The organism is Pseudomonas sp. Leaf48, from assembly GCF_001421885.1.
GTDB lineage: Bacteria > Pseudomonadota > Gammaproteobacteria > Pseudomonadales > Pseudomonadaceae > Aquipseudomonas.
Genome location: NZ_LMLH01000023.1, coordinates 1 through 25,401 on the forward strand (window position 1 = coordinate 1; position 25,401 = coordinate 25,401).

The 25,401-nt window shown below is 58.7% G+C and carries 26 protein-coding genes and 1 pseudogene; 9 read left to right on the forward strand and 18 right to left on the reverse strand.

Annotated features, from left to right (window positions below; all coding sequences use genetic code 11):
- Positions 1-31: 31 nt before the first annotated feature.
- Positions 32-973 carry an IS110 family transposase gene (locus tag ASE98_RS14305; protein ID WP_060541983.1) on the reverse strand — a complete coding sequence of 314 codons (942 nt, stop codon included), beginning with the start codon at positions 971-973 and terminating at the stop codon, positions 32-34.
- Between the two features lie 676 nt (positions 974-1,649).
- Positions 1,650-2,702 carry an aldo/keto reductase gene (locus tag ASE98_RS14310; RefSeq protein ID WP_060541984.1) on the reverse strand — a complete coding sequence of 351 codons (1,053 nt, stop codon included), beginning with the start codon at positions 2,700-2,702 and terminating at the stop codon, positions 1,650-1,652.
- A gap of 151 nt (positions 2,703-2,853) precedes the next feature.
- Here ASE98_RS14310 and zapE point away from each other — a divergent pair, with 151 nt between their 5' ends.
- The 3 genes from zapE to ASE98_RS14325 all read left to right on the forward strand — a co-directional run bounded on the left by zapE (position 2,854) and on the right by ASE98_RS14325 (position 5,181).
- Complete coding sequence (gene zapE, locus ASE98_RS14315) at positions 2,854-3,972, forward strand: cell division protein ZapE (RefSeq protein ID WP_060541985.1); 1,119 nt, start codon at positions 2,854-2,856, stop codon at positions 3,970-3,972.
- A gap of 15 nt (positions 3,973-3,987) precedes the next feature.
- Positions 3,988-4,569: a DinB family protein gene (locus tag ASE98_RS14320; RefSeq protein WP_060541986.1), complete on the forward strand. Its 582-nt coding sequence runs from the start codon at positions 3,988-3,990 to the stop codon at positions 4,567-4,569.
- Between the two features lie 120 nt (positions 4,570-4,689).
- The gene (locus tag ASE98_RS14325; protein WP_060542281.1) at positions 4,690-5,181 is read left to right on the forward strand and encodes a GNAT family N-acetyltransferase; all 492 of its coding nucleotides are present in this window, start codon (positions 4,690-4,692) and stop codon (positions 5,179-5,181) included.
- A 518-nt stretch (positions 5,182-5,699) separates the two neighbouring features.
- On the opposite strand, the gene ASE98_RS14330 is transcribed toward ASE98_RS14325, so the two are convergent.
- The 3 genes from ASE98_RS14330 to ASE98_RS14340 all read right to left on the reverse strand — a co-directional run bounded on the left by ASE98_RS14330 (position 5,700) and on the right by ASE98_RS14340 (position 8,211).
- Positions 5,700-5,918, reverse strand: coding sequence for a hypothetical protein (locus ASE98_RS14330; RefSeq protein WP_060541987.1), 219 nt, complete (start codon positions 5,916-5,918; stop codon positions 5,700-5,702).
- A gap of 175 nt (positions 5,919-6,093) precedes the next feature.
- Complete coding sequence (locus ASE98_RS14335) at positions 6,094-7,830, reverse strand: phosphoethanolamine transferase CptA (protein WP_060541988.1); 1,737 nt, start codon at positions 7,828-7,830, stop codon at positions 6,094-6,096.
- A gap of 198 nt (positions 7,831-8,028) precedes the next feature.
- Positions 8,029-8,211 carry a DUF6026 family protein gene (locus ASE98_RS14340; protein WP_060541989.1) on the reverse strand — a complete coding sequence of 61 codons (183 nt, stop codon included), beginning with the start codon at positions 8,209-8,211 and terminating at the stop codon, positions 8,029-8,031.
- 284 nt (positions 8,212-8,495) lie between these two features.
- Between ASE98_RS14340 and gnd the strand changes: the two genes are divergently transcribed.
- The 3 genes and pseudogenes from gnd to ASE98_RS27750 form a co-directional block, all read left to right on the forward strand.
- Complete coding sequence (gnd, locus tag ASE98_RS14345) at positions 8,496-9,476, forward strand: phosphogluconate dehydrogenase (NAD(+)-dependent, decarboxylating) (protein WP_060541990.1); 981 nt, start codon at positions 8,496-8,498, stop codon at positions 9,474-9,476.
- Entirely contained in the window at positions 9,473-10,996 is a 1,524-nt protein-coding gene (zwf, locus tag ASE98_RS14350; protein ID WP_060541991.1) for a glucose-6-phosphate dehydrogenase, read from the forward strand. The genes gnd and zwf overlap by 4 nt, the downstream gene beginning before the upstream one ends.
- Positions 10,997-11,031: 35 nt before the next feature.
- A pseudogene (locus ASE98_RS27750) lies at positions 11,032-11,109 on the forward strand (outer membrane lipoprotein carrier protein LolA); the annotation flags it as partial.
- A 24-nt stretch (positions 11,110-11,133) separates the two neighbouring features.
- Here the strand turns inward: ASE98_RS27750 and nhaB are convergent.
- The 3 genes from nhaB to ASE98_RS14365 all read right to left on the reverse strand — a co-directional run bounded on the left by nhaB (position 11,134) and on the right by ASE98_RS14365 (position 14,550).
- Complete coding sequence (gene nhaB / locus ASE98_RS14355) at positions 11,134-12,636, reverse strand: sodium/proton antiporter NhaB (RefSeq protein WP_060541992.1); 1,503 nt, start codon at positions 12,634-12,636, stop codon at positions 11,134-11,136.
- A gap of 78 nt (positions 12,637-12,714) precedes the next feature.
- On the reverse strand, positions 12,715-14,004 hold the full coding sequence (locus ASE98_RS14360; protein ID WP_060541993.1) for a hypothetical protein: 1,290 nt from the start codon (positions 14,002-14,004) through the stop codon (positions 12,715-12,717).
- Positions 14,005-14,283: 279 nt separating this feature from the next.
- Complete coding sequence (locus tag ASE98_RS14365; RefSeq protein ID WP_060541994.1) at positions 14,284-14,550, reverse strand: hypothetical protein; 267 nt, start codon at positions 14,548-14,550, stop codon at positions 14,284-14,286.
- A gap of 344 nt (positions 14,551-14,894) precedes the next feature.
- Between ASE98_RS14365 and ASE98_RS14370 the strand changes: the two genes are divergently transcribed.
- Positions 14,895-16,220 carry a sigma-54 dependent transcriptional regulator gene (locus ASE98_RS14370; protein ID WP_060541995.1) on the forward strand — a complete coding sequence of 442 codons (1,326 nt, stop codon included), beginning with the start codon at positions 14,895-14,897 and terminating at the stop codon, positions 16,218-16,220.
- Positions 16,221-16,333: 113 nt separating this feature from the next.
- Here the strand turns inward: ASE98_RS14370 and ASE98_RS14375 are convergent, their stop codons facing one another.
- The 8 genes from ASE98_RS14375 to pnuC all read right to left on the reverse strand — a co-directional run bounded on the left by ASE98_RS14375 (position 16,334) and on the right by pnuC (position 22,524).
- Entirely contained in the window at positions 16,334-17,626 is a 1,293-nt protein-coding gene (locus ASE98_RS14375) for a transporter (protein ID WP_060541996.1), read from the reverse strand.
- Positions 17,627-17,672: 46 nt separating this feature from the next.
- Positions 17,673-18,416: a hypothetical protein gene (locus ASE98_RS14380; protein WP_060541997.1), complete on the reverse strand. Its 744-nt coding sequence runs from the start codon at positions 18,414-18,416 to the stop codon at positions 17,673-17,675.
- A 48-nt stretch (positions 18,417-18,464) separates the two neighbouring features.
- Positions 18,465-19,145, reverse strand: coding sequence for a C39 family peptidase (locus tag ASE98_RS14385; RefSeq protein WP_060541998.1), 681 nt, complete (start codon positions 19,143-19,145; stop codon positions 18,465-18,467).
- 64 nt (positions 19,146-19,209) lie between these two features.
- On the reverse strand, positions 19,210-20,016 hold the full coding sequence (locus ASE98_RS14390; RefSeq protein ID WP_060541999.1) for a hypothetical protein: 807 nt from the start codon (positions 20,014-20,016) through the stop codon (positions 19,210-19,212).
- Positions 20,017-20,079: 63 nt separating this feature from the next.
- Positions 20,080-20,658 (reverse strand): hypothetical protein, encoded by a 579-nt coding sequence (locus tag ASE98_RS14395; RefSeq protein WP_060542000.1) that lies wholly within the window; start codon positions 20,656-20,658, stop codon positions 20,080-20,082.
- A 1-nt stretch (position 20,659) separates the two neighbouring features.
- The gene (locus ASE98_RS14400) at positions 20,660-21,091 is read right to left on the reverse strand and encodes a hypothetical protein (RefSeq protein ID WP_256352851.1); all 432 of its coding nucleotides are present in this window, start codon (positions 21,089-21,091) and stop codon (positions 20,660-20,662) included.
- A gap of 342 nt (positions 21,092-21,433) precedes the next feature.
- Entirely contained in the window at positions 21,434-21,964 is a 531-nt protein-coding gene (locus ASE98_RS14405; protein ID WP_060542002.1) for an AAA family ATPase, read from the reverse strand.
- Positions 21,961-22,524, reverse strand: coding sequence for a nicotinamide riboside transporter PnuC (gene pnuC / locus ASE98_RS14410; RefSeq protein WP_060542003.1), 564 nt, complete (start codon positions 22,522-22,524; stop codon positions 21,961-21,963). Before pnuC ends, ASE98_RS14405 begins: the two co-directional genes overlap by 4 nt.
- 321 nt (positions 22,525-22,845) lie before the next feature.
- On the opposite strand from pnuC, the gene ASE98_RS14415 reads away from it, so the two are divergent.
- Together ASE98_RS14415 and ASE98_RS14420 are read left to right on the forward strand one after the other, a co-directional pair.
- Positions 22,846-23,676, forward strand: a complete 831-nt coding sequence (locus ASE98_RS14415) for an undecaprenyl-diphosphate phosphatase (protein ID WP_060542004.1) — start codon at positions 22,846-22,848, stop codon at positions 23,674-23,676.
- The gene (locus ASE98_RS14420; protein ID WP_060542005.1) at positions 23,673-24,104 is read left to right on the forward strand and encodes a DUF1294 domain-containing protein; all 432 of its coding nucleotides are present in this window, start codon (positions 23,673-23,675) and stop codon (positions 24,102-24,104) included. Before ASE98_RS14415 ends, ASE98_RS14420 begins: the two co-directional genes overlap by 4 nt.
- 7 nt (positions 24,105-24,111) lie before the next feature.
- On the opposite strand, the gene ASE98_RS14425 is transcribed toward ASE98_RS14420, so the two are convergent.
- Both ASE98_RS14425 and ASE98_RS14430 read right to left on the reverse strand, forming a co-directional pair.
- Positions 24,112-24,471: an MmcQ/YjbR family DNA-binding protein gene (locus ASE98_RS14425; protein WP_060542006.1), complete on the reverse strand. Its 360-nt coding sequence runs from the start codon at positions 24,469-24,471 to the stop codon at positions 24,112-24,114.
- Positions 24,468-25,376, reverse strand: coding sequence for a LysR substrate-binding domain-containing protein (locus ASE98_RS14430; protein ID WP_060542007.1), 909 nt, complete (start codon positions 25,374-25,376; stop codon positions 24,468-24,470). The genes ASE98_RS14425 and ASE98_RS14430 overlap by 4 nt, the downstream gene beginning before the upstream one ends.
- Positions 25,377-25,401: the final 25 nt, after the last annotated feature.

Below are 25,401 nucleotides of genomic sequence, written 5' to 3' on the forward strand. Positions count from 1 at the left end.
TGTGGGAGATTCTATGGTTGAGGGGAAGCCCTCAACTGACTTTTGGCTGATATTCGCTTTGTCCTTTCAGCAAGGCGAATACCACCCGAGCAAGCTTGCGAGCCAGCATCACCAGCGCCTGCGTAGTGCTGAAACCCCGAGCTCTTTGGGCTTCGTAAAACCCTTTCCAGGCTTTCGTACGGCTGGCCGACATCGCTGCGTTGTGCAGAAGTCGGCGGGCCTCGGGGTCTCCGCGCTTGGTCAAGCTGCGGCGACCGTCCTTCTGGCCTGATTTCGATACCCGCAAATCCATGCCCAAGAAGGCGATAAACGCGTCCGCGTTGCTAAATTCCCCCCGCTGAAACGCCGTGAGCAAGCGCGCGCCGGTCAGAAATCCAATGCCTTCGACTTTCAGGCAACGCTTCAGCTGACCGAGCAAACCGGATTGTTTGAGCTGATCGTTGATCGTCTTTTCGATCATTGTTTCAAGCCGCTGCATGGACTTGATTTGTTCGGCAAATGCGGCCTTCAGCAGCGGCTCATTCGACCAGCTCTGCACCAGGCCGACCCTGGCCTGGACCAAAGCCGCGCGACGGCGGAAAAGGCTCAGAAGCTGGCGGTACATCGGTGATGGCGGGGTCCAGGGGCGCAACTCCTCGGCTTCGTTTTTCAGATAACGGGCCAGCAGCTTAGCGTCCAAGGCGTCGGTTTTGGCGCGGATCTTTACGCCTTCTCGGTAATGTTTAAGTTCATAGCCGCCCACCATGTAAATTGTGCAGCCGGCTTCATAGGCCAGATCAGCGAACTCCAGGTGGTAGATGTTGGTTGCCTCAATGGCAATAGACACTGGCCCCAGCAAGGCCTTCAGCCACTGTTTGATGGACGTCTTGGTGTTGGGAATCGCTTTAAGCACATCCCCATCAGCCTGATAAATCACCAGTTCATTCTTGGCGACATCCACGCCCACGATCGGTTTTGATAGAGCGACTGACATTGCCACAGCATTTCCTCCGGGATAAGGTTTGAGCACTTGAAGGGCTCACCCAGAGGCGCAGGCTTGTTCCTATCGTCGGTCTAGCCAGATGCATTCTTTATCGGCGCTTGGGTGAAAGGAGGAGGGGCGAAATCTCCCACGGTCTGTACTGCGTCAACAGTCAGAATCGAGCCTTGTCCCTCCTCCTCCCTTCAAGTCCTACCATACAAGCNGAAAGGAGGAGGGGCGAAATCTCCCACGGTCTGTACTGCGTCAACAGTCAGAATCGAGCCTTGTCCCTCCTCCTCCCTTCAAGTCCTACCATACAAGCKAGCCTGCTGGCGATGAGGTCAGTACATCCAGCATCACGGGTGACTGACAAGCCGCCATCGCTGGCAAGCCAGCTCCCACAGTGGATGGGGGCCGGCCATGAATGTTGTGTTCACTGAAGATCAAATTGTGGGAGCGGGCTTGCTCGCGAAGAGGTCGGCACATCCAGCATCTCGGGTGAGTGACACTACGCCATCGCTGGCAAGCCAGCTCCCACAGTGGATGCGGGCCGGCCATGTATGTTGTGTTCACTGAATATCAAATTGTGGGAGCTAGCCTGCTGGCGAAGAGGCCAGCACATCCAGCATCACGGTAACTGACACTGCGCCATCGCTGGCAAGCCAGCTCCAATTACAGGGGCTCTTTATCAGGCCACTGGAATGATCGGCAGGTCCAGGGTCTGCCCGCCGCTGAACCCCGCGAACGAACTGGCAATGGTTTGATGCGGCACACCTTTGGCTACTTCACTGGCGCCATCGAGTCGCGCCAATTGATCGGCACTCATGTGCACCTGCAACGCCCCCAATGTCGCATCCAGTTGCTCACGGGTGCGCGAGCCCAGAATCGGAATCAGCGCCGTGGTCGAGCGCCTGGCTTTTTCCCGCAGCCAGGCAATGGCCACATGCGTCGGGCTGGCGTCAAGTTCTGCGGCGACGGCCAGCAAGGCGTCGAGCAGGGCGGTTTCCCGGGCGCTTTTTTCGCTGTGAATCAGGACGCCGAGCTTGTTGGCGCGGTTGTCGCTGTCATTGTTGCGATACTTGCCGGTGAGAAAGCCGCCACCCAGGGGTGACCATAAGGTGGCGGCCAGGCCCAGGGCCTCGACCATCGGCAGTTGTTCACGTTCCGCGCTGCGCTCGGCAAGGCTGTACTCGACCTGAATGGCGGCCACCGGAGCAAATCCGCGCACTTCGGCCAGCAGGTCGGCGCGAGCGATGCGCCAGGCCGGGAAGTTCGACAGCCCGGCATAATGGATCTTGCCGGCGCGCACCAGGTCGTCGAAGCCGCGCAGGATCTCCTCCATTGGCGTCACGCCATCGCTCATGTGTGCCCAGAACAGGTCGATGTGATCGATCTGCAGGCGCTTGAGGCTTTCTTCAACGGCTCGAACCATGTTCTTGCGATTGTTGCCGGTGTGGGAGATTCCCGCCGCTGGGGTGGTACCCAGGGCGTACTTGGTGGCGATGACCAGGCGATCACGCTCTGCAGCGATGAACTCGCTGAGCATCACTTCCGACTGCCCGCCCTGATAGCCGTTGGCGGTATCGATGAAGTTGCCGCCGGCTTCCAGGTAGCCGTCAAAGATGCGCCGGGCTTCGTCACGCTCTGCACCATGGCCCCAGCCGGTGCCGAAATTGCCGGCGCCCAGCGCCAGTTCGGATACACGCAAGCCGGTTTTACGGCCGAAGACTTTGTAATGCATGAGCCTGACTCCAGGGGATGGAAATATGAATGACGTACAACATGCAATAAATATTACGCACGTAATATTATGCGTCAATGGGTTTTACCGCCTGCATGAAATTTGCCGACCAGCGGCCCCGTAATCGAAGGGCGATGGCATACTGCTGCGCATGACTATCGACTCCCCCCTGAGCGCCTGGCAGCAGGCCATCGCGCAAAAGGGCTTCGTCCAGGACGAGGCCCAGGAACATGCCGTGTGGGCCTTGCACAAATGCCACGAAGCATTGCATGAAGGTCGCACGCCAGTATCCGGCGTCTATCTCTGGGGCCCGGTGGGGCGTGGCAAGACCTGGTTGATGGACCAGTTTTACCAAAGCCTGCGAATACCGGCCCGGCGCCAGCACTTTCATCACTTCATGGGCTGGGTGCATCAGCGCTCGTTTCAACTGACCGGTACCGCCGACCCGCTCAAGGCGCTGGCGCGCGAGCTGAGCGAGGAAGTGCGGGTGCTGTGTTTCGACGAGTTGTTCGTCAACGACATCGGCGACGCGATCATTCTCGGGCGCTTGTTTCAAGTGATGTTCGAGCAGGGGGTTGTGGTGGTCTGTACATCCAACCTGCCGCCAGATCAGTTATACGCCGATGGCTTCAACCGTGAGCGCTTTGTCCCTGCCATCAGCGCGATCAAACAGCATATGCAGGTGATCGCGGTGGATGGCGGGGAAGATCATCGCCTGCATCCGGGGGCAGCGTCGCAACGTTACTGGGTGGTCGAACCGGGGCAGCCTGGCGCGCTGGACGAGGTGTTTGCGGCGTTGACCGTCGGCCAGCCAGTCAGCAGTGAGCCGATCAAGGTCGGCTACCGCTCGCTTGATGTGGTCAAGGCCAGCCCCGGCGTGCTCTGGAGCCGTTACGCCAATCTCTGCGAGCAGCCGTTTGCCGCCATGGATTTCATGACCCTGTGTGACACCTACAGCGCTATTCTTTTGGGTGATGTGCCAAACCTGAGCGCGCAAAAGCGTGCAGGGCGCATCGCCCGGGGCACTGAGGATGGCGTCGAACGGGTAGAGGCGGGGGATCGCGTGTTGCCGCAACTGTCGGTGCATGACGATGGAGTGCGGCGTTTCATTGCACTGGTGGACGAATGCTACGACCGCAAAGTGCCGTTGTATCTTGAAGCGCAGGTACCGATGGCGTCGCTCTATACCGAAGGGTATCTGGAGTTCCCGTTCCGTCGCACCCTCAGTCGTCTCCAGGAAATGCAGTTGCAACGATTTGCCCAAAGCTGATCGGGAGGAGGGAGCATGCATCAGCCACTGTCACATCATTTGCTGACCATGGCCTATCAGAACGCCTGGGCCAATCATCGCCTCGCCAAGGCCTGGCGGCAGTTGAGTGCCCACGAACTGGCGGCTGCCCGAGTCAGTTTCTTTCCCAGCCTGCGGGCGACCCTCAATCACATTCTGACCTGCGACTGGTTGTATGTGGATGCCCTGGAACGTGAGTTGCGCGGCGACGATCCGCACGCCGATATTCAGGTGTTTTTCCGGCAAGACGAGCCGTTCACTGCCGCTGACGAACTTGGCCGCGAACAAGCCCATGTCGACCGTCGGCTGATTGCCTACTGCGAGCAAATGCGTGACGCCGATCTCGGTAAAATCGTGACGATCGCCCGTGATACCCCACAGCATGACAGCCGCCTGCGCCTGCTGTCCCATCTGTTCGAGCACCAGATCCATCATCGGGGGCAGGTTCACGCCATGCTCAGCGGCACCTCGGTCGCACCACCGCAACTGGACGAATTTTTCTGTGCCGGTGAAGCGCACCTGCGGGCCGAGGATTTTGCCGAGCTGGGATGGACTGAAGCCTTGATCTGGGGGCATTAAGGCAGGCGTCGTCGCAGGCTGCGGTCTTTTGATCCTTTGATATTTGTCGCATCTCGCGCTAGGGTCGCGATTCCCGTGTGAACTGCGCACGGGCTACTTCATGTGTGTTCGAGGATGGAAATGGATTTCGCAGAAATACTTGTATTGCAAGCCAGCTACAGCAACCCGGTGCATGCCGAGGCGATTGGCCTGGTCTTGAACAGTTATGCCGAAGACCCCATGGGTGGGGGCCATTCCTTGTCTGCGACTGTTCTGGAACACTTGCCGGAGGAGTTGGCCAAGCGCGCCCATGCGTTCAGTGTCCTGGCCTTCGTCGGCGGCGAACCGGCCGGGCTGGTCAATTGCTTTGAGGGGTTCTCGACCTTTGCCTGTCGCCCATTGGTCAACGTCCATGATGTGGCGGTGGTGCCGAAGTTTCGCGGATTGGGCCTGAGCCAGCGAATGCTGCACAAGGTCGAGGAAATCGCCCGGCAACGGGGCTGCTGCAAAATCACCCTGGAGGTGCTGGAAGGCAACGCAGTGGCCCAGGCGTCCTATGGCAAGTTCGGTTTTGCTGCGGGCGAGTTTGACCCGGCGCACGGCCGCATGATGTTCTGGACCAAGGCGCTCTGATCCAACGGGCAAAAACGGCCGCAACTGTAGGAGCGAGCATGCTCGCGAAAAAACCGAGGGCGCCGCGGGCATTCAGGAAACCCGCGTCATCGTTGACGTCCATCGCGAGCCTGCTCGCTCCTACAGGGGATCTGCGTGCGCTGAAGATCAAACTGTAGGAGCGAGCATGCTCGCGAAAAACCAGAGAGCACCGCTGGCATTCAGGACGCCCGCGTCATCGTTAACGTCCATCGCGAGCCTGCTCGCTCCTACAGGGGATCTGCGTGCGCTGAAGAACAAACTGTAGGAGCGAGCATGCTCGCGAAAAACCAGAGAGCACCGCTGGCATTCAGGACGCCCGTGTCATCGTTGACGTCCATCGCGAGCCTGCTCGCTCCTACAGGGGATCTGCGTGCGCTGAAGAACAAACTGTAGGAGCGAGCATGCTCGCGAAAAAACAGAGAGCACCGCTGGCATTCAGGACGCCCGCGTCATCGTTAACGTCTATCGTCGGAACGCCGCCCGGAGCCTGCTCGCTCCTACAGATCATCGCGGTCCTTGTAGGATTCAGTCATTTGCGCAGTTTGATCGTCGGGGACCCGAAGTTCCGCACTCTGGCTCGCTTGCCCGAGCGCTTGCTGCTGGGCGAGTCGCAGGCTTTCGAAGTAATAGCGCATGCGTTCGGCGCCACCTTCGGCAAATGCACTGGCGGTACCCAGTGCCATCAATCCTGCGATGATCATTGCAGTACGTTTCATGGTTTGCCTCCACTACTGATCGGATGCCTTTCATCCATGAGCCAATGAGTCGGTGTACAAACAGAATTATCCGCCGATTCCGTTAAATGGGAATTAACTTCACCAGGGGTGTGAGGCTGCAGAGAGTGTGCGGCGCGGGGTATGAGAAAGGGGCCGGAACCGGCCCCTTGAAGGTTTACTGCTTAACGACCGTCGGCGCCGCTTTGGGCTTCATCAGGCTGAAGTCGATCAAGGCTTTCTGTTCACGTTCGTAAGGGTTGCCGATCATCAGCGGGCGCACCGTGAAGCTGTCGCTGACCAGGCTCTTGCTGCGATCCAGTTCATCGAAGCTCAAACCTGCGAGGTCGGCCCAGGTATGGATCAGATGGGAGCTGCTGTACGGTCGATCCAGCGCTGCGGTGAAATTCCAGTCATGGCTGGCACGCCATTTTGGCGAAGCCCAGGCCATGAACGGAATGGTGTACATCGGCGCCGTCGGCTTATTCTCGTTGCGTCCCAGAGTGCTGTGGCCCGCAGAGTCGAACACGTCTTCGCCGTGGTCAGAGAGGTACAGCAGAAATCCGTTCGGATCGGTCCTGGCGTAGTCCTTGATCAGGCTGGAGACCACGAAATCGTTGTACAGCACCGCGTTGTCATAGCTGTTGTACGTCGGCAACTGATCATCACGCACGCCGGCGGGGACACCTGTGCGGTCGGTGAACTTGTCGAAAGTCTTCGGGTAGCGGTACTGATAGCTCATGTGCGTGCCGAGCAAATGCACGACGATCAGCTTGCGTGGCGCCGCGTCAGCCAGGGCCTTGTTGAATGGCTCGATGACATCGCCATCGTACTGGGCGGCGTTCTGATTGCGGTTGTTGTTCAGATACACCTGTTCGTCGGCCTGTTCGGAAAAGGTCGTGAGCATGGTGTTGCGCTTGGTCATGGTCTGCTGGTTGGTGATCCAGAAGGTCTTGTAACCGGCCTGTTTCATCATGCTGACCAGCGACGGCGTCGACAGGTACAGGTCCGGGCTCTCTTCGTCGGCAAAGGTCAGAACCTGCTGCAACGCCTCGATGGTGTAGGGGCGCGGGGTAATGACATTGTCGAAGACCGCCAGTTGATCCTTGAGCTTGTCCAGTTCTGGCGTAGTGTTGCGCGGATAACCGTACAGGCTCATGCGCTGGCGGTTGGTGGACTCGCCGATCACCAGTACCAGGGTCGCCGGCTGGTTGGCCATCGCATCCTTGAGGTTGCGCAGCGGCGGGATCTTGCGGGCGCTGTCGAGCATCCCTTGCATGCTGGCAAGGGTTTCCAGGTAGCGGTGATAGGCCACGGCCATCTGCCAGGGCACTGCCGGTTCGATGCGGGTTTCGAACTTCTCGAAGCCTGCTGCGAAACTGCCGGTGCGTTGAGTCTGCTTGAGCAGCGGATAGCCGACCACTGCGATGACGATTGCGGTGGCTGCCAAAAGGGCTTTGCCGCGTGGCAGGTATACCGGGCGCAGGCGAGTCCACAGCCAGTAGGCGAAAGCACTGTGGGCGAGGAATGCCAGGACCATCCACCAGGCAAAATACTGGGTCATGTACTCGCCGGCTTCAGACACGTTCGATTCGAACATGATGAAGATGACACTTTGCGAGAACTCTTGCTGATAGATGAAAAAATAACCCAGGCTGGCCATGGAGCACGCCCACAGCACCACACCGATCAACGCCGACAGTACACGCGTCTGCCTGGGGAACAGCAGCATCGGCGCAAGCCAGAGGGCACTCATCACGAAGGCCTGGCGGAACCCGGAGAATCCGGAGGTACCCGTCAGCTGGATGAGCAGCTGGGTGATGCCGGAAAAATACCAGAAGAAGACAAACAGCCAGACGAACCCGGCCCAATCGAAACCTTTCGCAGACTTGTTGCTGCGTTCAAACACATTCATTCAGCGCTCCAGCCGATAAAACACTTCCATTTCCGGGACGTTGAACATCCCGGACGACGGAACTGGGCCGCGCGAATAGCGAGCGGCCATCAACCGTAAATTATCTGTTTCTGAATGTGAAAATTTTGTGAGTTGCCGGTATCGGCCCGACGTGCAGCGAGCGCAAGCAGTGCAGACCGCTTGCGCGTTGAGGAAGGATCAGACGTGAGGAACGCGGTGAGTGACAGGTAACGGCTTGGTCTCGTTTCCTTGCAGCAACAGACGCAGTTGGGTCAGCTCCTGTTTCAATTGATCGCGCTCGTCTTTCAACTGGCGCAATTCATCGCGACGGATAGTGACGTAAAGGGTTTGTGCTGGCTGTACGGCGTGTACTGTGCCCATTGCTCACCTCGCAAATGGCGTGTCTCAACTACAGGTAAGCCTCGCAACGGGAGGTCGACCTGCTATCGGCGCCAATTTTGATTTCTTTTTCCCTCGAAGGGAACTTTTTTATTTTGCATTGTCGTTGTGTCTTCGGCTTGATTGCAGGCGTTATCAGTCAGGATCGGGCACAATGCCCGGAAACTTCATGGCAACGCACCTGACTAAAGCTTCTTTGGGCTTCATTGGTCACGTTGCGCTATAACCTTTGACACACATTTATTTGTAGTAGGGAGCATCAGCACATGCAACTCGGGATTATTGGACTGGGCCGCATGGGCGGCAATATTGCGCGTCGCCTGATGCTCAACGGGCACACCACCGTTGTTTATGACCGCAATACCGCCTTCATCGAAACCCTGGCCGCGGAGGGCGCCACCGGTGTGGCCGACCTGCCGGCCCTGGTCGCCGGACTGGCCAAGCCACGAGCGGTGTGGGTCATGCTGCCGGCAGGCGCACCGACCGAAGACACCATCGACACGCTGAGCACCTTGCTCGAAGCCGGCGATACCATCATCGACGGCGGCAACACTTTTTATAAGGATGATATTCGTCGGGCGAAAACCCTGGCGGAAAAAGGTCTGCACTATATCGACGTCGGCACCTCCGGCGGCGTCTGGGGCCTGGAGCGCGGTTACTGCATGATGATTGGCGGTGATACCGAGACCGTCAAGCGTCTCGACCCGTTGTTTGAAACCCTGGCCCCGGGCCTGGGTGACATCCCGCGCACCAAGGATCGCAAGTCTGACGATGATCGCGCCGAGCGCGGCTACATTCACGCCGGTCCCGCCGGTGCCGGTCACTTTGTGAAGATGATCCACAACGGCATCGAGTACGGGATGATGCAGGCGTTCGCCGAAGGTTTCGACATCCTCAAGACCAAGTCCAGCGAGATTCTGCCCGAGGATCAGCGTTTCGACCTGAACGTCGCCGATATCGCCGAAGTCTGGCGTCGCGGCAGCGTGGTGTCCTCCTGGCTGCTCGACCTGACCGCTGATGCCCTGGCCAGCGATCCGAAACTCGAAGGTTTCTCAGGCTCGGTGGCGGACAGCGGTGAAGGCCGCTGGACGATCGAAGCCGCCATGGAACAAGCGGTACCGGTACCGGTGCTGTCGAACTCGCTGTTCTCGCGCTACCGCTCCCGTGGGCAAGGCACCTTTGGCGACAAGATTCTCTCGGCCCAGCGCTTCGGCTTCGGCGGTCACGTGGAGACAGCGAAAAAATGACCCACGGGATCCGCAGGAAATCCAAGACCGAGCCCGCACCGCCAACCACGCTGTTCCTGTTTGGCGCTCACGGAGATCTGGTCAAGCGTCTGCTGATGCCGGCGCTGTACAACCTCAGTCGCAACGGACTGCTCGGGGATGGCCTGCGGATCATCGGCGTTGACCACAACGCCATCAGCGATGAAGGCTTCGCGCAAAAACTCGAAGACTTCATTCGCAACGAGGTGGCCACCAAGGTCGGGAAGGGCGATCAAGCCCTTGATCCGGTCGTGTGGGCCAGGCTCGCCAAAGGAATCAGCTACGTCCAGGGCGATTTTCTGGACGACAGCACTTATCAGGCGCTGGCGGCGAAAATCGCCGACAGCGGTACCGGCAATGCGGTGTTCTACCTGGCCACCGCGCCACGCTTTTTCAGTGAGGTGGCCCGTCGTCTCGGCGCCGCCGGCTTGCTGGAGGAATCACAGGATGCCTTCAGGAGGGTGGTCATCGAGAAGCCCTTCGGCTCCGATCTGCATACCGCCGAGGCGTTGAACGCCTGCTTGCTCAAGGTCATGACGGAAAAGCAGATCTACCGGATCGATCACTATCTGGGCAAAGAGACCGTGCAGAACATCCTGGTCAGCCGGTTCTCCAACAGCCTGTTCGAAGCATTCTGGAACAATCACTACATCGACCACGTACAGATCACCGCCGCCGAAACCGTCGGTGTGGAAACCCGTGGCAGTTTCTACGAAAACACTGGCGCCCTGCGCGACATGGTGCCCAATCACCTGTTTCAGTTGTTGGCAATGGTGGCGATGGAGCCGCCAGCGGCCTTTGGCGCCGACGCGGTGCGTGGCGAAAAAGCCAAGGTGGTTGGCGCGATCCGGCCATGGACCGTCGAGGAGGCCCGGGCCAACTCGGTTCGTGGCCAATACTGCGCCGGTGAGGTAGACGGCAAGGCGTTGCCGGGTTATCGCCAGGAAAACAACGTGGCGCCCGACAGCACGACCGAAACCTATGTCGCGCTCAAGGTCATGATCGACAATTGGCGCTGGGTGGGTGTGCCGTTCTACCTGCGCACCGGCAAGCGCATGAGCGTGCGTGACACCGAGATCGTCATCTGTTTCAAGCCGGCACCTTACGCGCAGTTTCGTGATACCGAGGTTGAGGAGCTGAAACCCACCTATCTGCGTATCCAGATTCAGCCCAACGAAGGCATGTGGTTCGATCTGCTGGCCAAACGACCGGGCCAGTCGCTGAAAATGGACAATATCGAGCTGGGTTTTGCCTACAAGGACTTCTTCGAGATGCAGCCGTCCACCGGCTACGAGACCCTGATCTACGATTGCCTGACGGGCGATCAGACGCTGTTCCAGCGTGCCGACAATATCGAGAACGGTTGGCGTGCCGTGCAGCCGTTCCTCGATGCCTGGCAGCAGGACTCAAGCGTGCAGGACTACGCAGCCGGGGAAAACGGCCCCAAGGCCGGTGAGGAGTTGCTGGCCCGCGATGGTCGAGTCTGGCACCGTCTCGGGTAGCAACGCCAAATCCTGTAGGAGCGAGCTGACTCGCGATGGTCGTCAACGATAACGCTGGGGCGCTGACACCCCGCGGCGCTCTCAGGTTTTTCGCGAGCGTGCTCGCTCCTACAGGGATGGAGGGGGGGACGGCAGGGTTACAGCCAGTAGCTGACGGCGTACCAGCCAAGCACGCCCATCACCACGGTATACGGCAACGCCATCCACACCATGCGCCCGTAAGACAGGCGAATCAGCGGTGCAATCGCCGACGTCAGCAGAAACAGAAACGCCGCCTGGCCGTTGGGTGTCGCCACGCTTGGCAGGTTGGTGCCGGTATTGATCGCAATGGCCAATGTCTCGAAATGTTCGCGGGTCATGGCGCCGGCAATAAAGGCGCGTTTCACTTCTGTGATGTAAATGGTCGCCACGAATACGTTATCGCTGATGGCCGACAACAGACCGTTGGCGATAAACAGCATACCCGGCTGCTGATTCGCCGGCAGCGCCAATACCCACTGGATCAGCGGCGTGAACAGTTGCTGGTCGTGAATCACGGCCACCACGGCGAAGAACACCACCAACAAGGCGGTGAACGGCATGGCGTCCTTGAACGCGGTGCCCAGGCGGTGTTCGTCGGTGATGCCAGTGAACGCAGTGATCAGCACGATCACCATCAAGCCGATCAGGCCCACCTCGGCGATGTGAAACCCCAGGCCGACAATCAGGATCAATGCGGCCACGCCCTGGACTATCAAAGCTGCACGCTGGCGTGTGGTGCGTTCGGCATCATCTTCTGCCGCGTAGTTGGCCAGCACCGCGCGAACGTTATCGGGCAGCACGGTGCCATAGCCGAACCAGCGCAGTTTCTCCAACAGCACGCAGGTCACCAGACCTGCCGCGAGTACCGGCAGGGATACCGGCGCAACCTTCAAGAAGAACTCCAAGAAATGCCAGCCCATCTCGTGGCCGATCAACAGGTTTTGCGGTTCGCCAACCAAGGTACAGACGCCGCCCAGTGCGGTGCCCACGGCGCCATGCATCAACAGGCTGCGCAGAAAGGCACGGAACTGTTCCAGATCGCCGTGATGCAGTGTCGGCAAGTGCTGGTCATCGCCAAATTCGCTGTCCTGGCGTGGATCATTACCCGAGGCCACGCGGTGATACACCGAGTAGAACCCCACGGCCGCACTGATGATCACGGCGGTTACGGTCAAGGCGTCGAGAAACGCCGACAGAAACGCCGATAAAAAGCAGAACATCAGGGCGAGCAAGGCCTTGGAGCGCACGCCGAGCAGCAGGCGTGAGAACAGGAACAGCAGCAAGTCCTTCATGAAGTAGATGCCGGCGACCATGAACATCAGCAGCAGGATCACCGGGAAGTTATGCAGCAACTCGTCATACAGCGCCTGGGGCGTTGTCATCTTCAGCAGCAGTGCTTCAACCAGCAGCAGGCCACCGGGCATCAACGGATAACATTTGAGCGCCATGGCCAGGGTGAAGATGAACTCCAGTACCAGCAGCCAGCCGGCTGCCACCGGCCCCACCGTCCATAGCACCAGGGCATTGAGGATCAGAAAGCCGACGATGCAGGCCTTGTACCAGCGGGGCGATTGCCCGAGAAAGTTGTGCGCGAACGCCTGGGCCATTGAACCGGACATCAGCTGCTCCTTGTCTTAAGAAGCGCGCAAGTTGCCGCAAGCGCGAGAGAAGATCAAGCGTAGGAAAAATACAGTGGCCTACGCCAGATAGCGTGCGACGATTGCCTTGTATGTGCCGTCCAGTGAGTAACCTCCTACAACGATGTTCCCATCGGCCTGCACGGCAACGCAGGTTGCCGTATCCAGGCTGCGACCGAAGCGGGTGCGCACCCATCCCGCGCCGTCGCCGAACCCGGCGTCGAGTTGGCCGCCGGGCAGATACCGCCCCAGAATGAAGTCTGCCTCGCTGCCGCCGATGGTTGCGCCAACTGTCAGTACAGTGCCGTCGGGTTGTGCTTGCGCGGCGGTCCATTGGCAGCCGCAGTGACCAATTTCCAGAAGCTGGGGCTGGCCACCGTGGCAATGGTTATCCGGGCGACCGTCGCTGTGGGTTTTAAATGCCAGGCAATGCATCGGGTCGCGGCTGCTGCCAAAACACAGCACGTCGCCATTCTCCTGCTGGACTACCCGGGTAACCTGCGCGTTGTGCCTCTGTGCCTTGAAGGTCATGAATCCATCGATGGCAAATTTTTCGTCGAGACTGCCGTCGGTTTGATAGCGCGCCAGCAGACCTTCTTCGGGAAAGTTGATCGATCCACCCACCAGGATTTGTCCATCGCGCTGCACCGTCAGGCAGCTTAGCCAGGTGTTCATCAGTAAATGCCTGACCATGACGAAACCGCGGCCATTGAACGAACTGTCCAGCGAGCCTTCCACGTCCAGGCGCATCAGCAGGCCAACGTGATCGGCGAGTTCGAAGTGGTGATTGGCCAGTAGCAGGATTCGCCCGTCCTTCTGTATGCCGACATCGCAGGCTTCCGCGCCGGGTACACCGGGAGGCAGCCAGGCATCACGCACTCCCCGGGACAGGTCGCCGGGCAAGCGCACCACGCTGCGACCATTGTTGCCGAAGCCTTGAACCGGTAACCCCTGTGGATCAAACAGTGCCACGGCCGGCAGCGTGCGATGGGCGTCTTCGTAATGCAGGCCGGCCAGCAGGATATTACCGTCGGCCAACACCACGGCTTTGGCCCCCATGGCTTCGAAGCCCGGTTCGAATTGGCCGATGACACTGCCTTGTCGGCCAAATGCCAGGTCCGCTGAGCCATCTTCGAGCAATCTGGCCAGACCGAAGCGGCTGCCATCGGGCATTGTGACCTTCGCGGACACCAGCAAGCGACCCTGGGCATCTATTGCTACCCCGTTGGCCACGCTGCAAAGGCTGCCGGCAAAATACACCTGGGTTCTGCCGTTGGCGGCGAACGTGATATCGAGTTTACCGTCGTCGTCACGGGTGCAGGGGAAGGCAACAGCAGACTGGATTGACATGCACGCATCTCCTTGCGAGTTGGCCTGGTCCAGAGTCGGGATGGCGACTATCAGGAAAACATTCAATCCCTGAATGACAAGATGCACAACTGCAAGAACTAACAGGCGGAGGGTCGCTGTGTGCCACAACAGTGTCTTTTCGAACCACTGACTAGCCTGCAAATCAATCAGGCGATAGAAGTTCCACTCAGTCAGTGTCGATGAGTACAGTTGGCCGTAAAAGGCCAGTTAACTAACGAGAGGAGGGAGCGGATTACCGGGAAGTAATCCGCAAGACAATTAGTGCGGCATCGACCACGATTGCAGCGTGTAGCCTTCCTCGCTCAATTCCGCGCGGGCCTGTTCCAGCACGTGTTCGAGCTGTTCGGGATCGGTATAGGCGCTGCTTGGAATCTGCGTGCGACCGATGTTGGTACTGGTGCGGTCGATAACCGTAAGAGTCAGTTCGCCGTTACCGTCCTGCGGGGCCCATGCCACACATTTAAATGGCTTGAATGCGCGATCAGCAATCAAAAGAGCTTCGTTGATACGGAGCGGGGCGTTCATAAGGTCTTCTCTCAATTATGCCCAATCAAGTGAAATGCCGAAGGTTGGGCTTACCGTTCGGTTTCTTACTTTTACTGATGCCCGCAAGCGCCCCCCGGGTCACACACAATCACAATAAATTTTCACTTTCTTGCATCTATTCAAGAGGGAGCCTTGTTTTGAAAGCTGGCTGAAAGGAAATAGTCGTTAGGTAACTAATAAACCTGCTTCTTATAACTAGTTTGGTATCAACGCTATAGACAAACGGTACAAGGCCCCGTCAACTTCTTGCTAACGTTACACCTAGGTCCGCCAAACGACTGTTTTTACTAAATATTCCTTAATTTTGGCGCCAAGGAACAGTCATGAGCGATGCGCCTGCCTTACGGCGGTTGTTAGTAGTGGACCCCTGCGATGACTGCTATCGCCTGCTCCCGGGATTGCGCTCTGTGGGCTGGGACGTGGATAGCTGCTCGCTGGAAAATGCCGCCGATCGCTCCTGTGACGTCGGATTGATCCGCTTGCAGCCCTATCACCTTGAGCGGCCCGACGCCGTCAAGGAATTGATCAGTCGCAGTGGTACCGAATGGATAGCAGTGCTGAATCAGGAAGTCCTGCGCCTGCAGAATGTCGGGGACTTTGTCTGCGAATGGTTTTTTGACTTTCATACCTTACCGTTCGATGTGGCGAGGGTGCAGGTTACACTGGGCCGCGCGTATGGCATGGCACGCCTGCGCGGGCAGGGCACGGTACATGTCGACCAGCCTGAGCACGAGCTGCTAGGTGACAGCAAACCTATCCGTGAGTTGCGCAAGCTGCTGAGCAAGCTGGCACCGACCGAGTCACCGGTATTGATTCGGGGGGAAAGCGGCACGGGCAAAGAGCTGGTGGCGCGGACTCTGCACCGACAATCCCAGCGTCACAGCAAGCCCTTTGTCGCCATCAATTGCGGCGCGATTCCCGAGCACTTGATCCAGTCCGAGCTGTTTGGTCATGAAAAAGGCGCCTTCACCGGTGCGCACCAGCGCAAGGTCGGGCGAATTGAAGCGGCCCATGGCGGGACATTGTTTCTTGACGAGATTGGTGACCTGCCGCTGGAATTGCAGGCCAACCTGCTGCGATTTCTCCAGGACAAACACATCGAGCGTGTTGGTGGCAGTCAGCCGATCCCGGTGGATGTGCGGGTCCTGGCGGCGACTCACGTCGACCTTGAATCTGCCATCCAAAAGCGCCGCTTTCGCGAAGACCTGTATTACCGCCTGAACGTATTGCAAGTGGTAACGGCGCCGCTGCGTGAGCGCCACGGCGACTTGTTGGTGCTGGCTAACCACTTTTCGCATTTCTATAGCCACGAAACCGGCCGGCGTCCGCGCAGCTTCAGCGAGGACGCACTGATTGCCATGGGCAAGCACGACTGGCCGGGCAATGTTCGCGAGCTGGCCAACCGGGTCAGGCGCGGCCTGGTGTTGGCCGAAGGCCGGCAGATCGAGGCCCGCGATCTGGGGTTGATCAGTCAGCAGGCCATTACCGCCCCCATGGGTACCCTCGAAGATTACAAGACCCGTGCCGAGCGCCAGGCACTGTGTGATGTATTGAGCCGCCACAGCGACAACCTGAGTGTCGCCGCCAAGGTACTGGGTGTGTCTCGGCCGACCTTCTACCGGTTGTTGCATAAACACCAGATTCGCTGATTGCAAAGATCGCAGCCTGCACCAGTTCCTCCAGGAGCTGGCTTGCCGGCTCCAGATTTATGGGGGGCCATGCAATCAGCGTGTACTCACATCAACGGGGTATGGTCGAAGGGTCAGAAGTAATAAGGAAGTTTCAGGCTGAACTGGAAGTCCGGGGCGTCGTCGGTCAGTCCGATGGACAGGTTAGGCACGATGGTCAGGCTGTCAGTGGCGGCAATCGTCATGCCGATGTTGAAGTAACCGGCGTTGGCATCGCTGGATATCACCTTTTCCCACTCTCCACCGTCCTGTTTGATTTTGCTGTTGCGTTGTACCAGGTCAGAGACCGAGAACGACATGCTCATCTTTTCGTTCAACGCAAAAGCGATACCGGCACCGATCTGGATACTGTCGCCGATTCGTACTTTACCCGGCGTCTTTTGATTGACCGTCGAACTGATGTCGTCGAACGACTCCTCCAGGTTGTGGGTATAGGACAAACTGCCGAACAACACTGCCGGGTCGAAGGTTTTAACCAGCGAGATACCTGGCGAGATCGACCAGACCCCGTTGCCGGTAGGCAATGTGTCAGGTACGAACAGGTTGGAGTTGGCGTCGACCTGGCGCAGTTTGATACCGAACGGGTCCTTGCCGGTGGGCGCCTTCACGCGCAAGGTCACCACCGCATCCGGCGTGTTGACCGACTCGTCGAGGAACTTGTAGGCGATGCCGAAGTTGACGTCGCCGATATTCGGGTCCCGGGTAACGGATGCTTCGGAGGTGACGCCTGCCGAACCCTCGTTGCCGCCGCCGGATTGATACGTGGATTCGCGGTAGATCACCGGGACGTTCAGGTCGAACTGCCAGCGATTGTTGAAGTTGTAGCGACCGGTAAGGTCAAGGGTCCAGGTGTCGGCCTTGATTCGGTCCAGGTTGATGTTGCCCAGGAAGATCGAGTCCAGCGCAAGAAAGCCGTTGAGAATCAATTGCCGCGTATCGTAACGCGAGTAGGTTATGCCGGTTTCGACGCTGAACTTGCCGCCGCCGAAGAATCCGCTGGCTTCGTCATAGAGATTGGAAACGCTTTGGGCCGGTTGCGAGTCTTCTACCAGCGTTTGTCCATATGAGCTGCCGCCTGCGGAGGCTGGTGCTGCCCCGGTGCCCGTGGCGACTTTCGAATTGCCTTTCATATCCGCTGGTGACTTGACCAGGCGCTTGGGTTGCGGTGCTGCGGGCTGTTCTTCAACCTGGCGGACTCGTTGTTCGAGTACCGCCAAGGCTTTTTGTTGGGCTTCGTATCGTTGCTTCAACTCCAGCAGTTCCTGTTTCAGAGCCTGTAGTTCGGCATCGGGTGCTGCCTGCAATACTGCCGCGGGGAATAGGGCGCTCAAACATACGACTGCACGCAGGGGTACTGATCGATACATGAAATATGCCGTCCCTTGATGCCCAATGTTCGAGCCTCAGGGTAGTTTAGTACCCCTGCGTACGAAGTGCGGTAAGTTGATTCAGATTGAAGTTCTGGCCACCCGTGCCCGAACCGTCATTATTGAGAATCACACTCAGTTGAGTGAGGTTGTTGACCATATTGTTATTGCCCTGCAAGCGGGTGTTTTGTACCAGGCCACTCTGCGCGATTTTGTGCAGGGACGAACCTTGATTGTTATTGGCGGTAATCGCCATCTGGACCCCGCCACCGGTGGCGGAAACGGCGACACTGCCTGCTGCATTGTTGCCGCTGATCGTCTGGCCGGCTACCAGCGCCTCGCCCTGAGCGGGCAACGGTGCCGGGGCGATACTGGCCTCTTTGACGTCGATGGTGATGCTGTTGTTTGCCGTGTTGTCATCACCGGCGGCCCGTGTGACCTGGGTAATTGCCTGGCTGGTGTTCAGGCTGGCACCACCGAGCACTGTGCCGGAGCCCAGCGTGGGCGTTCTGCCGTTGCCCCTTTCCTTGATGGTTGATACGTAAAATTGGGGTTTTACCGTCGCGGCCTGAATTTGCATCGTAGTGGCTGCCCCGATCAGGTCGCCACTGGCATTGCGCCAGGTACTGCTCATGACCACGCCGAAACTGATAACGCGCCCCGGCATGACATACCGGCCGCGCAATTGGGCCAGCTCTTCATCCTTTATCTCGACGGGATTGAAATCATTGGCAAAGCCGGTGGTGCTCGTCACCAGACAAGCAGCGGCCAGCCAATAGGAGGTTTTCATTTACTGCTCCCGGAGCGTCCTGCCCTCTGTTTGTTGGCTTGTTGGCGATTAAAAAAAATCGCTCTGTATGAAACCGAAATCCATCAATTCGGCATCTTTGACCGGGTTGAAGTTGTCCAGTTTGTACTTGGCAGTCAGCGGTTCCGGTGGACTGCGTAATGCATTGGTTTTGTCGTAACCGGGGCCTACGACGGCAAACACAATGCCATTCCAGCCTTTGACGAAGTCATCATGGGAGTAGCGCTTGTGACCGAGTACCGGATCGCCGATATAGACCCAGTTCCTGTCGGCGCGCTGCATCACCACGAAGTGCTTGTAACCACGAATCTCCATCAGGACCACTACCGGGATCGTGACTGCGTCGAGCCTTTCAGGCGGGATCTTGTAGCCCCGGGCGCGCATGCCGATGCTTTCGATGTAGCGCTTCATGTCCAGCATGGAAAAGCCTTGCGTACGCACCAGGTCCTGGTCGGCATTGATCAACATGCCTTTGATGACATGTTCTTCATCGACATCAAGCCAGTACGCCTGGCGCAGGACCGTTGCCAATGCCGCGGCGCCGCAGCTGAAATCGGTTTTCTGCTCGACGATATTGCTGAACTTGCGCTCACGCAAACTCTGCACCTGCTTGTACACCAGCACCCCGCCAGGCAAGGCGGCCACCGGCATCTGCCCAGCCTGGGTCAGGCCGGACAGGCAGAGGAGGGCGAACAGTGCAGCCTTGCGCATTGTCATCACGCCTTCGGGCCGAGGAAAAACCCCGTCGCCGGGGCTTTTATGTCGACCGCAATCACTAGCAGCCACTGCAACCTGCAGCGATGGAGAGCGAGTTGCTTTGCTGGTTGCCGGTACCGGCAGAGTTGTTGAAGCCAGCGTTGCCGGAGAAATTGTTGCCGACGTTATTGAGTGTTGCAGTGTTGGTGACAGGGTTCCAGCCCGCCGGGGTCACCATTTGTTGGGTGGTTACGCCAGCCAGACCTGTTGCGCCAACGGCGACGAAGGCTCTGTTGTTGGCCGTGAGGCCGGACGAGCTTTGGTTGGCTGCCGCCGCTGCGACTGCTACACGTCCGCCGGACACGGCAATCGCCAGGTTGTTTTTCTGTTGGTTGAAGCTGCCGGCCGAGTTGTTTACGCCAATGTTGCCAGAGCCATTGTTACCCACGTTGGTCATGTTGGCGTTGGCGGCGCTCGCGCGGTTTCTGGCGGTGTTGCCAGAGATCGTCTGAGACGCGCTCGTGACAGCGATTGCACTGCCGAAGATGAAGCTTTCGTCCGCGGTCGCCAGTGCGGCAGCGTTATCTTGCTGGTTGCCGTCGCCGGAGGCATTGTTCATGCCCAGGTTGCCGTTTGAGGATTCCGCCGAATCTCTGACCCTGGCATCATTTTGGGTGCCCTGGTTGCGTACTGAGCCGGTGTTGCTCTCCTGCTCATCCACCACGACGGCCCCGGCGCCCGCAGTGATCTGCAGAACTTGGTCCAGCGACGGGCCTGCAGGCTGATTGCCATTGCCTTGGTCATCGTCAGGGGTGGCTTGCACTGCGAATGCCATCACCGCTGCCAGAGCGAAAACCATTGGTTTCAAGGCCATTGTAGAGTTCATGGTGATCTCCGTGCTTATGCGTTATTCAAATGTTGTTACTTTTCTAATTGCACTGCCTTCGGGTCATTCAGCGACCCGGATGCTTAGGGTGTTAGTCATGCGGTTGCCTACACCGGCACTCTGGTTGACCTGGATCACTCCCCGGCTACCAGCAAAGGCCTGGTCGCTTGTCACCACCTGGCGAGCGCCGGTTGGGGCGCCACTTGCCCCCGAGCCAGGTAGCAACGCCACGTTTTGTTGAGAAAGGGCGCTGTCGTCCACGGCTTGCGGTGCAGCGCTGACGCTGATTCGCATGGCGTTGGCCATCTGGTTGTTGGCCCCCGCACCCTGGTTCACACCCAGGACGCCGTTGCCATTACTGAAAGATGTGCCGCCGAGGGTGGTGGTTGCATCAACCGATCTATCGGCCTGGGTGTTGATTTTCTGATTGATGCGGGTGGTGGCGCTCGCGTCGGTACCGATGGCGATTGCACGGACGTTGGCCTGCTGATGCTGATCACCCGAGGCCTGGTTGACGTTGAAGTTGCCTTTGTAGCGGGTGCCGGCATCCACCATGCTGGCGTTGTTCACCGTGCTGACCCCGGAGTCGGCCATCACGCTGGTGCACCCGAACAGGGCAAGGAACATGAGGAAATGCCGCATCTCATTGACCTCCAGCCAGTCTGCCCAGTGGGGCGAGGCCGGAACTCATGGCGCGGTTGACGGTCCCCGAAATGGCGTTGCCGCTGCCGCCGCCGTGACTGGCGCGCATGCCGGGCATACCATTGGGATTGCTGATGACGTTGAGGCCTTGCATACCGTTCAGGTGCTGGCCATTACTACTGCGCAGGGCGGTACCGGTGGTGACGCCGGCAATGTCTGCGTCGCTCAGTTCGCCGGTGACCCGTGCCGATGGGTTGGCGTTGATGGTGCTCGGATAGGGGTCCCTGCCACCATTGCGACCGAAATACTGCGGCTGTACATCGCGTTGCAGCACGATGACACCGTTGCCTTCAGCCTGGACGTCGAATGTGAGGAGCGTACTGGCAGCACCTGCGATCAGCAGGAGGCAGGACAAGCCTTTATCGATGAACATCCCCACGGCACAATTCCTTCTTTATGTGGGCTGGCAGGGATAAGGAGCGAAAGCTGTGCCGGTTTTTGATTTCATTGGAAAATCAATAGCTTGCAGAATTTGGCCGATAGATCAATGTTGATTCTGTATCAGTCCTGAGACATAACTACCGGGTTGGGACCCGATAAAGTCGTTGCACCGCTCTGGAACAGGGGTTCTAGTCGATGTGTTTCAAAGTCGTGACAGGTCAGGTCGTTAAACGATGAGGGGCTTTTAAACGGGCCACTTGCGCAGGGGAGTGTGTTTCAGCAGCGGACAGTTTTTTCCTGGATCAGGGGAGCGAAGGGGGCAAACGCCCCGAATTCAGGGGCAGGGATGCAAAAGTCGAGTCACGCAGTCGAGTGCCTGAAGCCGGCGTTGTGCCCAGTTTCCATCCAGAATCTGAACAGCTTGGCCGTGGCTGTCGAGCCAGACCTGAGTCCTGTCGAAAAATGCCTGGCGTTCGCCCAGGTCGGGCTGGCAGCGCTGACCATCATCTGTCCATTCGACGTCTTGCGGTGACAACAGCAGGTGCAAGTCATAGTGCCGGGCCAGCAGGGCTTGTTCGATCCAGGCCGGACATTCGCCAAACAGGGTCTGGCTCCAGAGGATGTTGCTCAGCAAGTGGGTGTCGAGAATCAGCAGTTGCGGGTGTCGGGCGCGGGCCTCGTCCTCCCATCGCAATTGCCCGGCAGCAATGTCGGGGATGTCGGCAAGGGTGGTGTCCCGCGGATTCTGCTCTATGAAGTGGCGCACATACTCGTCCACTCGAACGCCGCCGAAATGTTCCTGCAACCCGGCTGCCAGCCAACTTTTGCCGCTGGATTCCGGACCGGTCAGCACCAGGACTTTCATGCGCGTAACGCCGGATCGGCGCGCCATTCACGCCAGCCCTGCACGGCGATAATCGCGAACAAGCCATACAGGGTGGCGGTCAGGTACAGCTCTTTATAAACGAACAACCCAACGAAAATCACATCCAGGGCAATCCACAGCGCCCAGCATTGCACCCGTTTTTGCGCCATCCACACCTGCGCCACCAGGCTGAATCCGGTGAGCGCCGCATCGAGCCAAGGCTGCGCGGCATCGGTCCAGTGGGCCATGGCCGCGCCCAGCAACAGGCTGCCGAATGCGCCAATCGCCAGGCTGATGGCTACGGCCTTGCCACCCAGGCGGCTGACCGCGCGGCCCTGTAGAGTTTGCCCGGGGCGGGTCCATTGCCACCAGCCGTACAGCTGCAAGCCGGCGTAAATCACTTGCAGCAGCATGTCCGAATACAGCTTCACCGTAAAAAATATCCAGCTGTAAAGCAGCACCATGACCAGGCCGATCGGCCAGCACCAGGGGTTCTGTTTGACCGTCAGCCAGACGGCAATGACACCGAGGGCGGCGGCAAACAGTTCAAGCCCGGACATGGAGGTTCCTTGGGGGAAATGGAAGAGGGGGCGGATTGTACCCGCCGGCCGCGAGGTTTTCGAACTGCCTTTGTTGTTCTTGTAAAAAACCGTCTCCAGCCTGCCTTGGCAGCGGATGTCCAAATACGCGGCAGCGTTTACCGGGCTTGTCTGATAGGATTTCGGCCCCGAATGGAAAGCTCTCGGTCCTGAATGATTTATCAGCGGACTTTCACAGTTCTGTGGGGGCTGTTTCACGCGGGATTTCAGTTACGCTCATCGCAATGATTGCTTTGAAAAATACTATTGGGGCATGCAGGTGCATAGCCTTTTGGGGGATTGATGGATCTTTGGACCGCCTTTCAGGCATTGATTCTTGGGGTTGTAGAAGGGCTGACGGAGTTTCTGCCCATTTCCAGTACCGGCCACCAGATTATCGTGGCCGATTTGCTCGAGTTCGGTGGTGAGCGGGCAATGGCTTTCAACATCATCATTCAGCTCGGTGCGATTCTGGCGGTGGTGTGGGAATTTCGTCGCAAGATCTTCGATGTGGTTATCGGTTTGCCGACCCAGCCGAGTGCCAGGCGTTTTACCGCCAACCTGCTGATCGCATTCCTGCCGGCCGTGGTATTGGGGGTGATCTTCGCCGACCTGATTCACCATTACCTGTTCAACCCGATCACCGTGGCCAGCGCCCTGGTGGTTGGCGGGGTCATCATGTTGTGGGCCGAGCGCCGTCAGCACCAAGTGCACGCCGAGACGGTGGATGACATTACCTGGAAGGACGCCCTGAAAGTCGGCTTCGCCCAGTGCCTGGCGATGATTCCCGGCACTTCGCGCTCGGGCTCGACGATCATTGGCGGTTTGCTGTTCGGCCTGTCGCGCAAGACGGCTACCGAGTTCTCGTTCTTCCTGGCAATGCCAACCATGGTCGGTGCTGCGGTGTACTCGGGCTACAAGTACCGTGATTTGTTCGTGCCCGCGGATTTCCCGGTGTTTGCCGTCGGTTTCGTCACCGCATTCATTTTCGCCATGATCGCCGTGCGCGGCCTGCTCAAGTTCATCGCCAACCACAGCTATGCGGCATTCGCCTGGTATCGGATCGTGTTCGGTTTGCTGATCCTGGCCACCTGGCAGTTCGGCTGGGTCGACTGGACTGCGGCCAAGCCGTGAGCCAATACAATGCACGCAGCCAGCCTGGCCGCCAGCCCGCTGGGCCAATACGCAACCCACGGCTGAAATGGCTGGTGTTTGCGGTGCTGTGTGCATTGCCGCTGACGGGCTCGATTACGTTCTGGCTGCGAGGGGTGTCGCTGGTTCCCCTGGTGGCCTACGGCATTTTCAGCGTGCTGGCGTTCTTGCTGTACTGGCGCGACAAGCGCAAGGCCCAGGCCGATCAATGGCGCACCCCGGAAAACGTCCTGCACGCACTGGAGTTCGCCGGTGGCTGGCCAGGTGCCTTGCTGGCCCAACAAGTGTTCCGGCACAAGACGCGCAAGGTTTCCTTTCAACTGGTGTTCTGGTTCATCGTGTTGCTGCATCAGGTGTTCTGGATAGACCTGTTGTTTCTCGGCTCGCACCTGTCCGGTGCGTTCCGCTAATCAAGGTTCAAAGCAACAATCGGACCTGAATGCGCTTGGGCAACCTGCCGACGACCAATTGGTGGGACCGTCGCAACAGGTCTTGCAGCTCATCACGGCCCAGCGGGTAGGGGGTTTGCATGATGATCCACTGGGCGCGGGCCAGATAGGGGGCCGGGGCAATTCCCGGGCGGTCGCAATGGCCGAGAAACAAATCCTTATCGACCTTGAAGGCCAGGGAATCGCCGCGCAGGCCCTGCAAGGCGAACATTTTGTTCCCGGCAACCGAAAACACCCGCACGCCACCCCATTTGTAGTCTTCCCGTGCTCCAGGCAAGGCAAGGCAGAACGTCGCGACTTCTTCTTCACTCATGCGTGCGTCCTTCATAGCAATCGTTCTCCACAGGCCTCGAATGATTCCACCAGATGGTCGATCCAGGCGCGTACCGCCGGCATCACTCCGCGCCGATGAGGGTAGACCGCCTGAAGCCAGCCACCCGGCAGGGACCAGTCGGGCAGCAACTGCACCAGCGAGCCATTTTCCAGTTCCTGTTCGCAATACATCATTGGCAGCATGGTAAAGCCCAGGCCGCCAAGGGTACTGGCCTTGCGTACGATGAAATCGTCGATGCCCAGGCGCGCTTCGAGCGCCAGTTCAACGCTTTTGCCCTGCAGATCGAGCATGCGGATATGCACCATGCGATCAGGTTCGAGGGCGCCGAGCACCGGCAGGGTTTTCAGATCGTCGGGATGACTGATTGCACGGCCATGCAAAAACCCGGGACTGGCGACCATTATCATCTGCGCCTGACGCAGGCGGCGGGTGACCAGCAGTGGGTCTTCGTCACCCAGTTCGCGTACCCGCAACGCGACATCAATGCCCTCGTTCACCAGGTCGACGCGGCGGTTGAGCAGCATGACTTCCAGTTGCACCTGGGGAAATTTTTCCAGGAAGTCGCGGATCACCCCCGGCAGGATTTCGTGGGCCAGCCCCACCGGGCAGGACACCCGTAACCGGCCCCGGGGTTCGCTGGACATGCTGAGCACCGCCTCGTCGGCCATTTCCGCTTCCAGCAGCATGGCCTGACAGTGCCTGAGGTAGCGTTCGCCTACGGCAGTCAGCTTCAGCTGGCGGGTGGTGCGCTGCAATAGCCGGGCACCCAGGCGCTCCTCCAGTTCGGCAATGCGCCGGGACAACCGCGATTTGGGAATGCCCAGCAGTCGTCCGGCCGCGGCGAAACCTCCGGCTTCCACGACTTTGGCGAAGTAATACAAGTCATTGAGATCTTGCACGGTGCGAGCCTTATTGTCCTGTCTG

Bases quoted from the DNA above. Each gene is read 5' to 3' on its own strand.
- ASE98_RS14425 (WP_060542006.1), bottom strand. From the start codon at position 24,471: ATGAAGGACGCACGCATGAGTGAAGAAGAAGTCGCGACGTTCTGCCTT.
- ASE98_RS14400 (WP_256352851.1), bottom strand. From the start codon at position 21,091: ATGTTCATCGATAAAGGCTTGTCCTGCCTCCTGCTGATCGCAGGTGCT.
- ASE98_RS14330 (WP_060541987.1), bottom strand. From the start codon at position 5,918: ATGAAACGTACTGCAATGATCATCGCAGGATTGATGGCACTGGGTACC.
- ASE98_RS14310 (WP_060541984.1), bottom strand. From the start codon at position 2,702: ATGCATTACAAAGTCTTCGGCCGTAAAACCGGCTTGCGTGTATCCGAA.
- ASE98_RS14405 (WP_060542002.1), bottom strand. From the start codon at position 21,964: ATGAAAGTCCTGGTGCTGACCGGTCCGGAATCCAGCGGCAAAAGTTGG.
- ASE98_RS14320 (WP_060541986.1), top strand. From the start codon at position 3,988: ATGCATCAGCCACTGTCACATCATTTGCTGACCATGGCCTATCAGAAC.
- ASE98_RS14370 (WP_060541995.1), top strand. From the start codon at position 14,895: ATGAGCGATGCGCCTGCCTTACGGCGGTTGTTAGTAGTGGACCCCTGC.
- ASE98_RS14380 (WP_060541997.1), bottom strand. From the start codon at position 18,416: ATGAAAACCTCCTATTGGCTGGCCGCTGCTTGTCTGGTGACGAGCACC.
- ASE98_RS14340 (WP_060541989.1), bottom strand. From the start codon at position 8,211: ATGGGCACAGTACACGCCGTACAGCCAGCACAAACCCTTTACGTCACT.
- nhaB (WP_060541992.1), bottom strand. From the start codon at position 12,636: ATGTCCGGTTCAATGGCCCAGGCGTTCGCGCACAACTTTCTCGGGCAA.
- ASE98_RS14375 (WP_060541996.1), bottom strand. From the start codon at position 17,626: ATGTATCGATCAGTACCCCTGCGTGCAGTCGTATGTTTGAGCGCCCTA.
- zapE (WP_060541985.1), top strand. From the start codon at position 2,854: ATGACTATCGACTCCCCCCTGAGCGCCTGGCAGCAGGCCATCGCGCAA.
- ASE98_RS14390 (WP_060541999.1), bottom strand. From the start codon at position 20,016: ATGAACTCTACAATGGCCTTGAAACCAATGGTTTTCGCTCTGGCAGCG.
- gnd (WP_060541990.1), top strand. From the start codon at position 8,496: ATGCAACTCGGGATTATTGGACTGGGCCGCATGGGCGGCAATATTGCG.
- ASE98_RS14325 (WP_060542281.1), top strand. From the start codon at position 4,690: ATGGATTTCGCAGAAATACTTGTATTGCAAGCCAGCTACAGCAACCCG.
- ASE98_RS14395 (WP_060542000.1), bottom strand. From the start codon at position 20,658: ATGCGGCATTTCCTCATGTTCCTTGCCCTGTTCGGGTGCACCAGCGTG.
- ASE98_RS14335 (WP_060541988.1), bottom strand. From the start codon at position 7,830: ATGAATGTGTTTGAACGCAGCAACAAGTCTGCGAAAGGTTTCGATTGG.
- zwf (WP_060541991.1), top strand. From the start codon at position 9,473: ATGACCCACGGGATCCGCAGGAAATCCAAGACCGAGCCCGCACCGCCA.
- ASE98_RS14365 (WP_060541994.1), bottom strand. From the start codon at position 14,550: ATGAACGCCCCGCTCCGTATCAACGAAGCTCTTTTGATTGCTGATCGC.
- ASE98_RS14305 (WP_060541983.1), bottom strand. From the start codon at position 973: ATGTCAGTCGCTCTATCAAAACCGATCGTGGGCGTGGATGTCGCCAAG.
- ASE98_RS14385 (WP_060541998.1), bottom strand. From the start codon at position 19,145: ATGCGCAAGGCTGCACTGTTCGCCCTCCTCTGCCTGTCCGGCCTGACC.
- ASE98_RS14360 (WP_060541993.1), bottom strand. From the start codon at position 14,004: ATGTCAATCCAGTCTGCTGTTGCCTTCCCCTGCACCCGTGACGACGAC.
- ASE98_RS14415 (WP_060542004.1), top strand. From the start codon at position 22,846: ATGGATCTTTGGACCGCCTTTCAGGCATTGATTCTTGGGGTTGTAGAA.
- pnuC (WP_060542003.1), bottom strand. From the start codon at position 22,524: ATGTCCGGGCTTGAACTGTTTGCCGCCGCCCTCGGTGTCATTGCCGTC.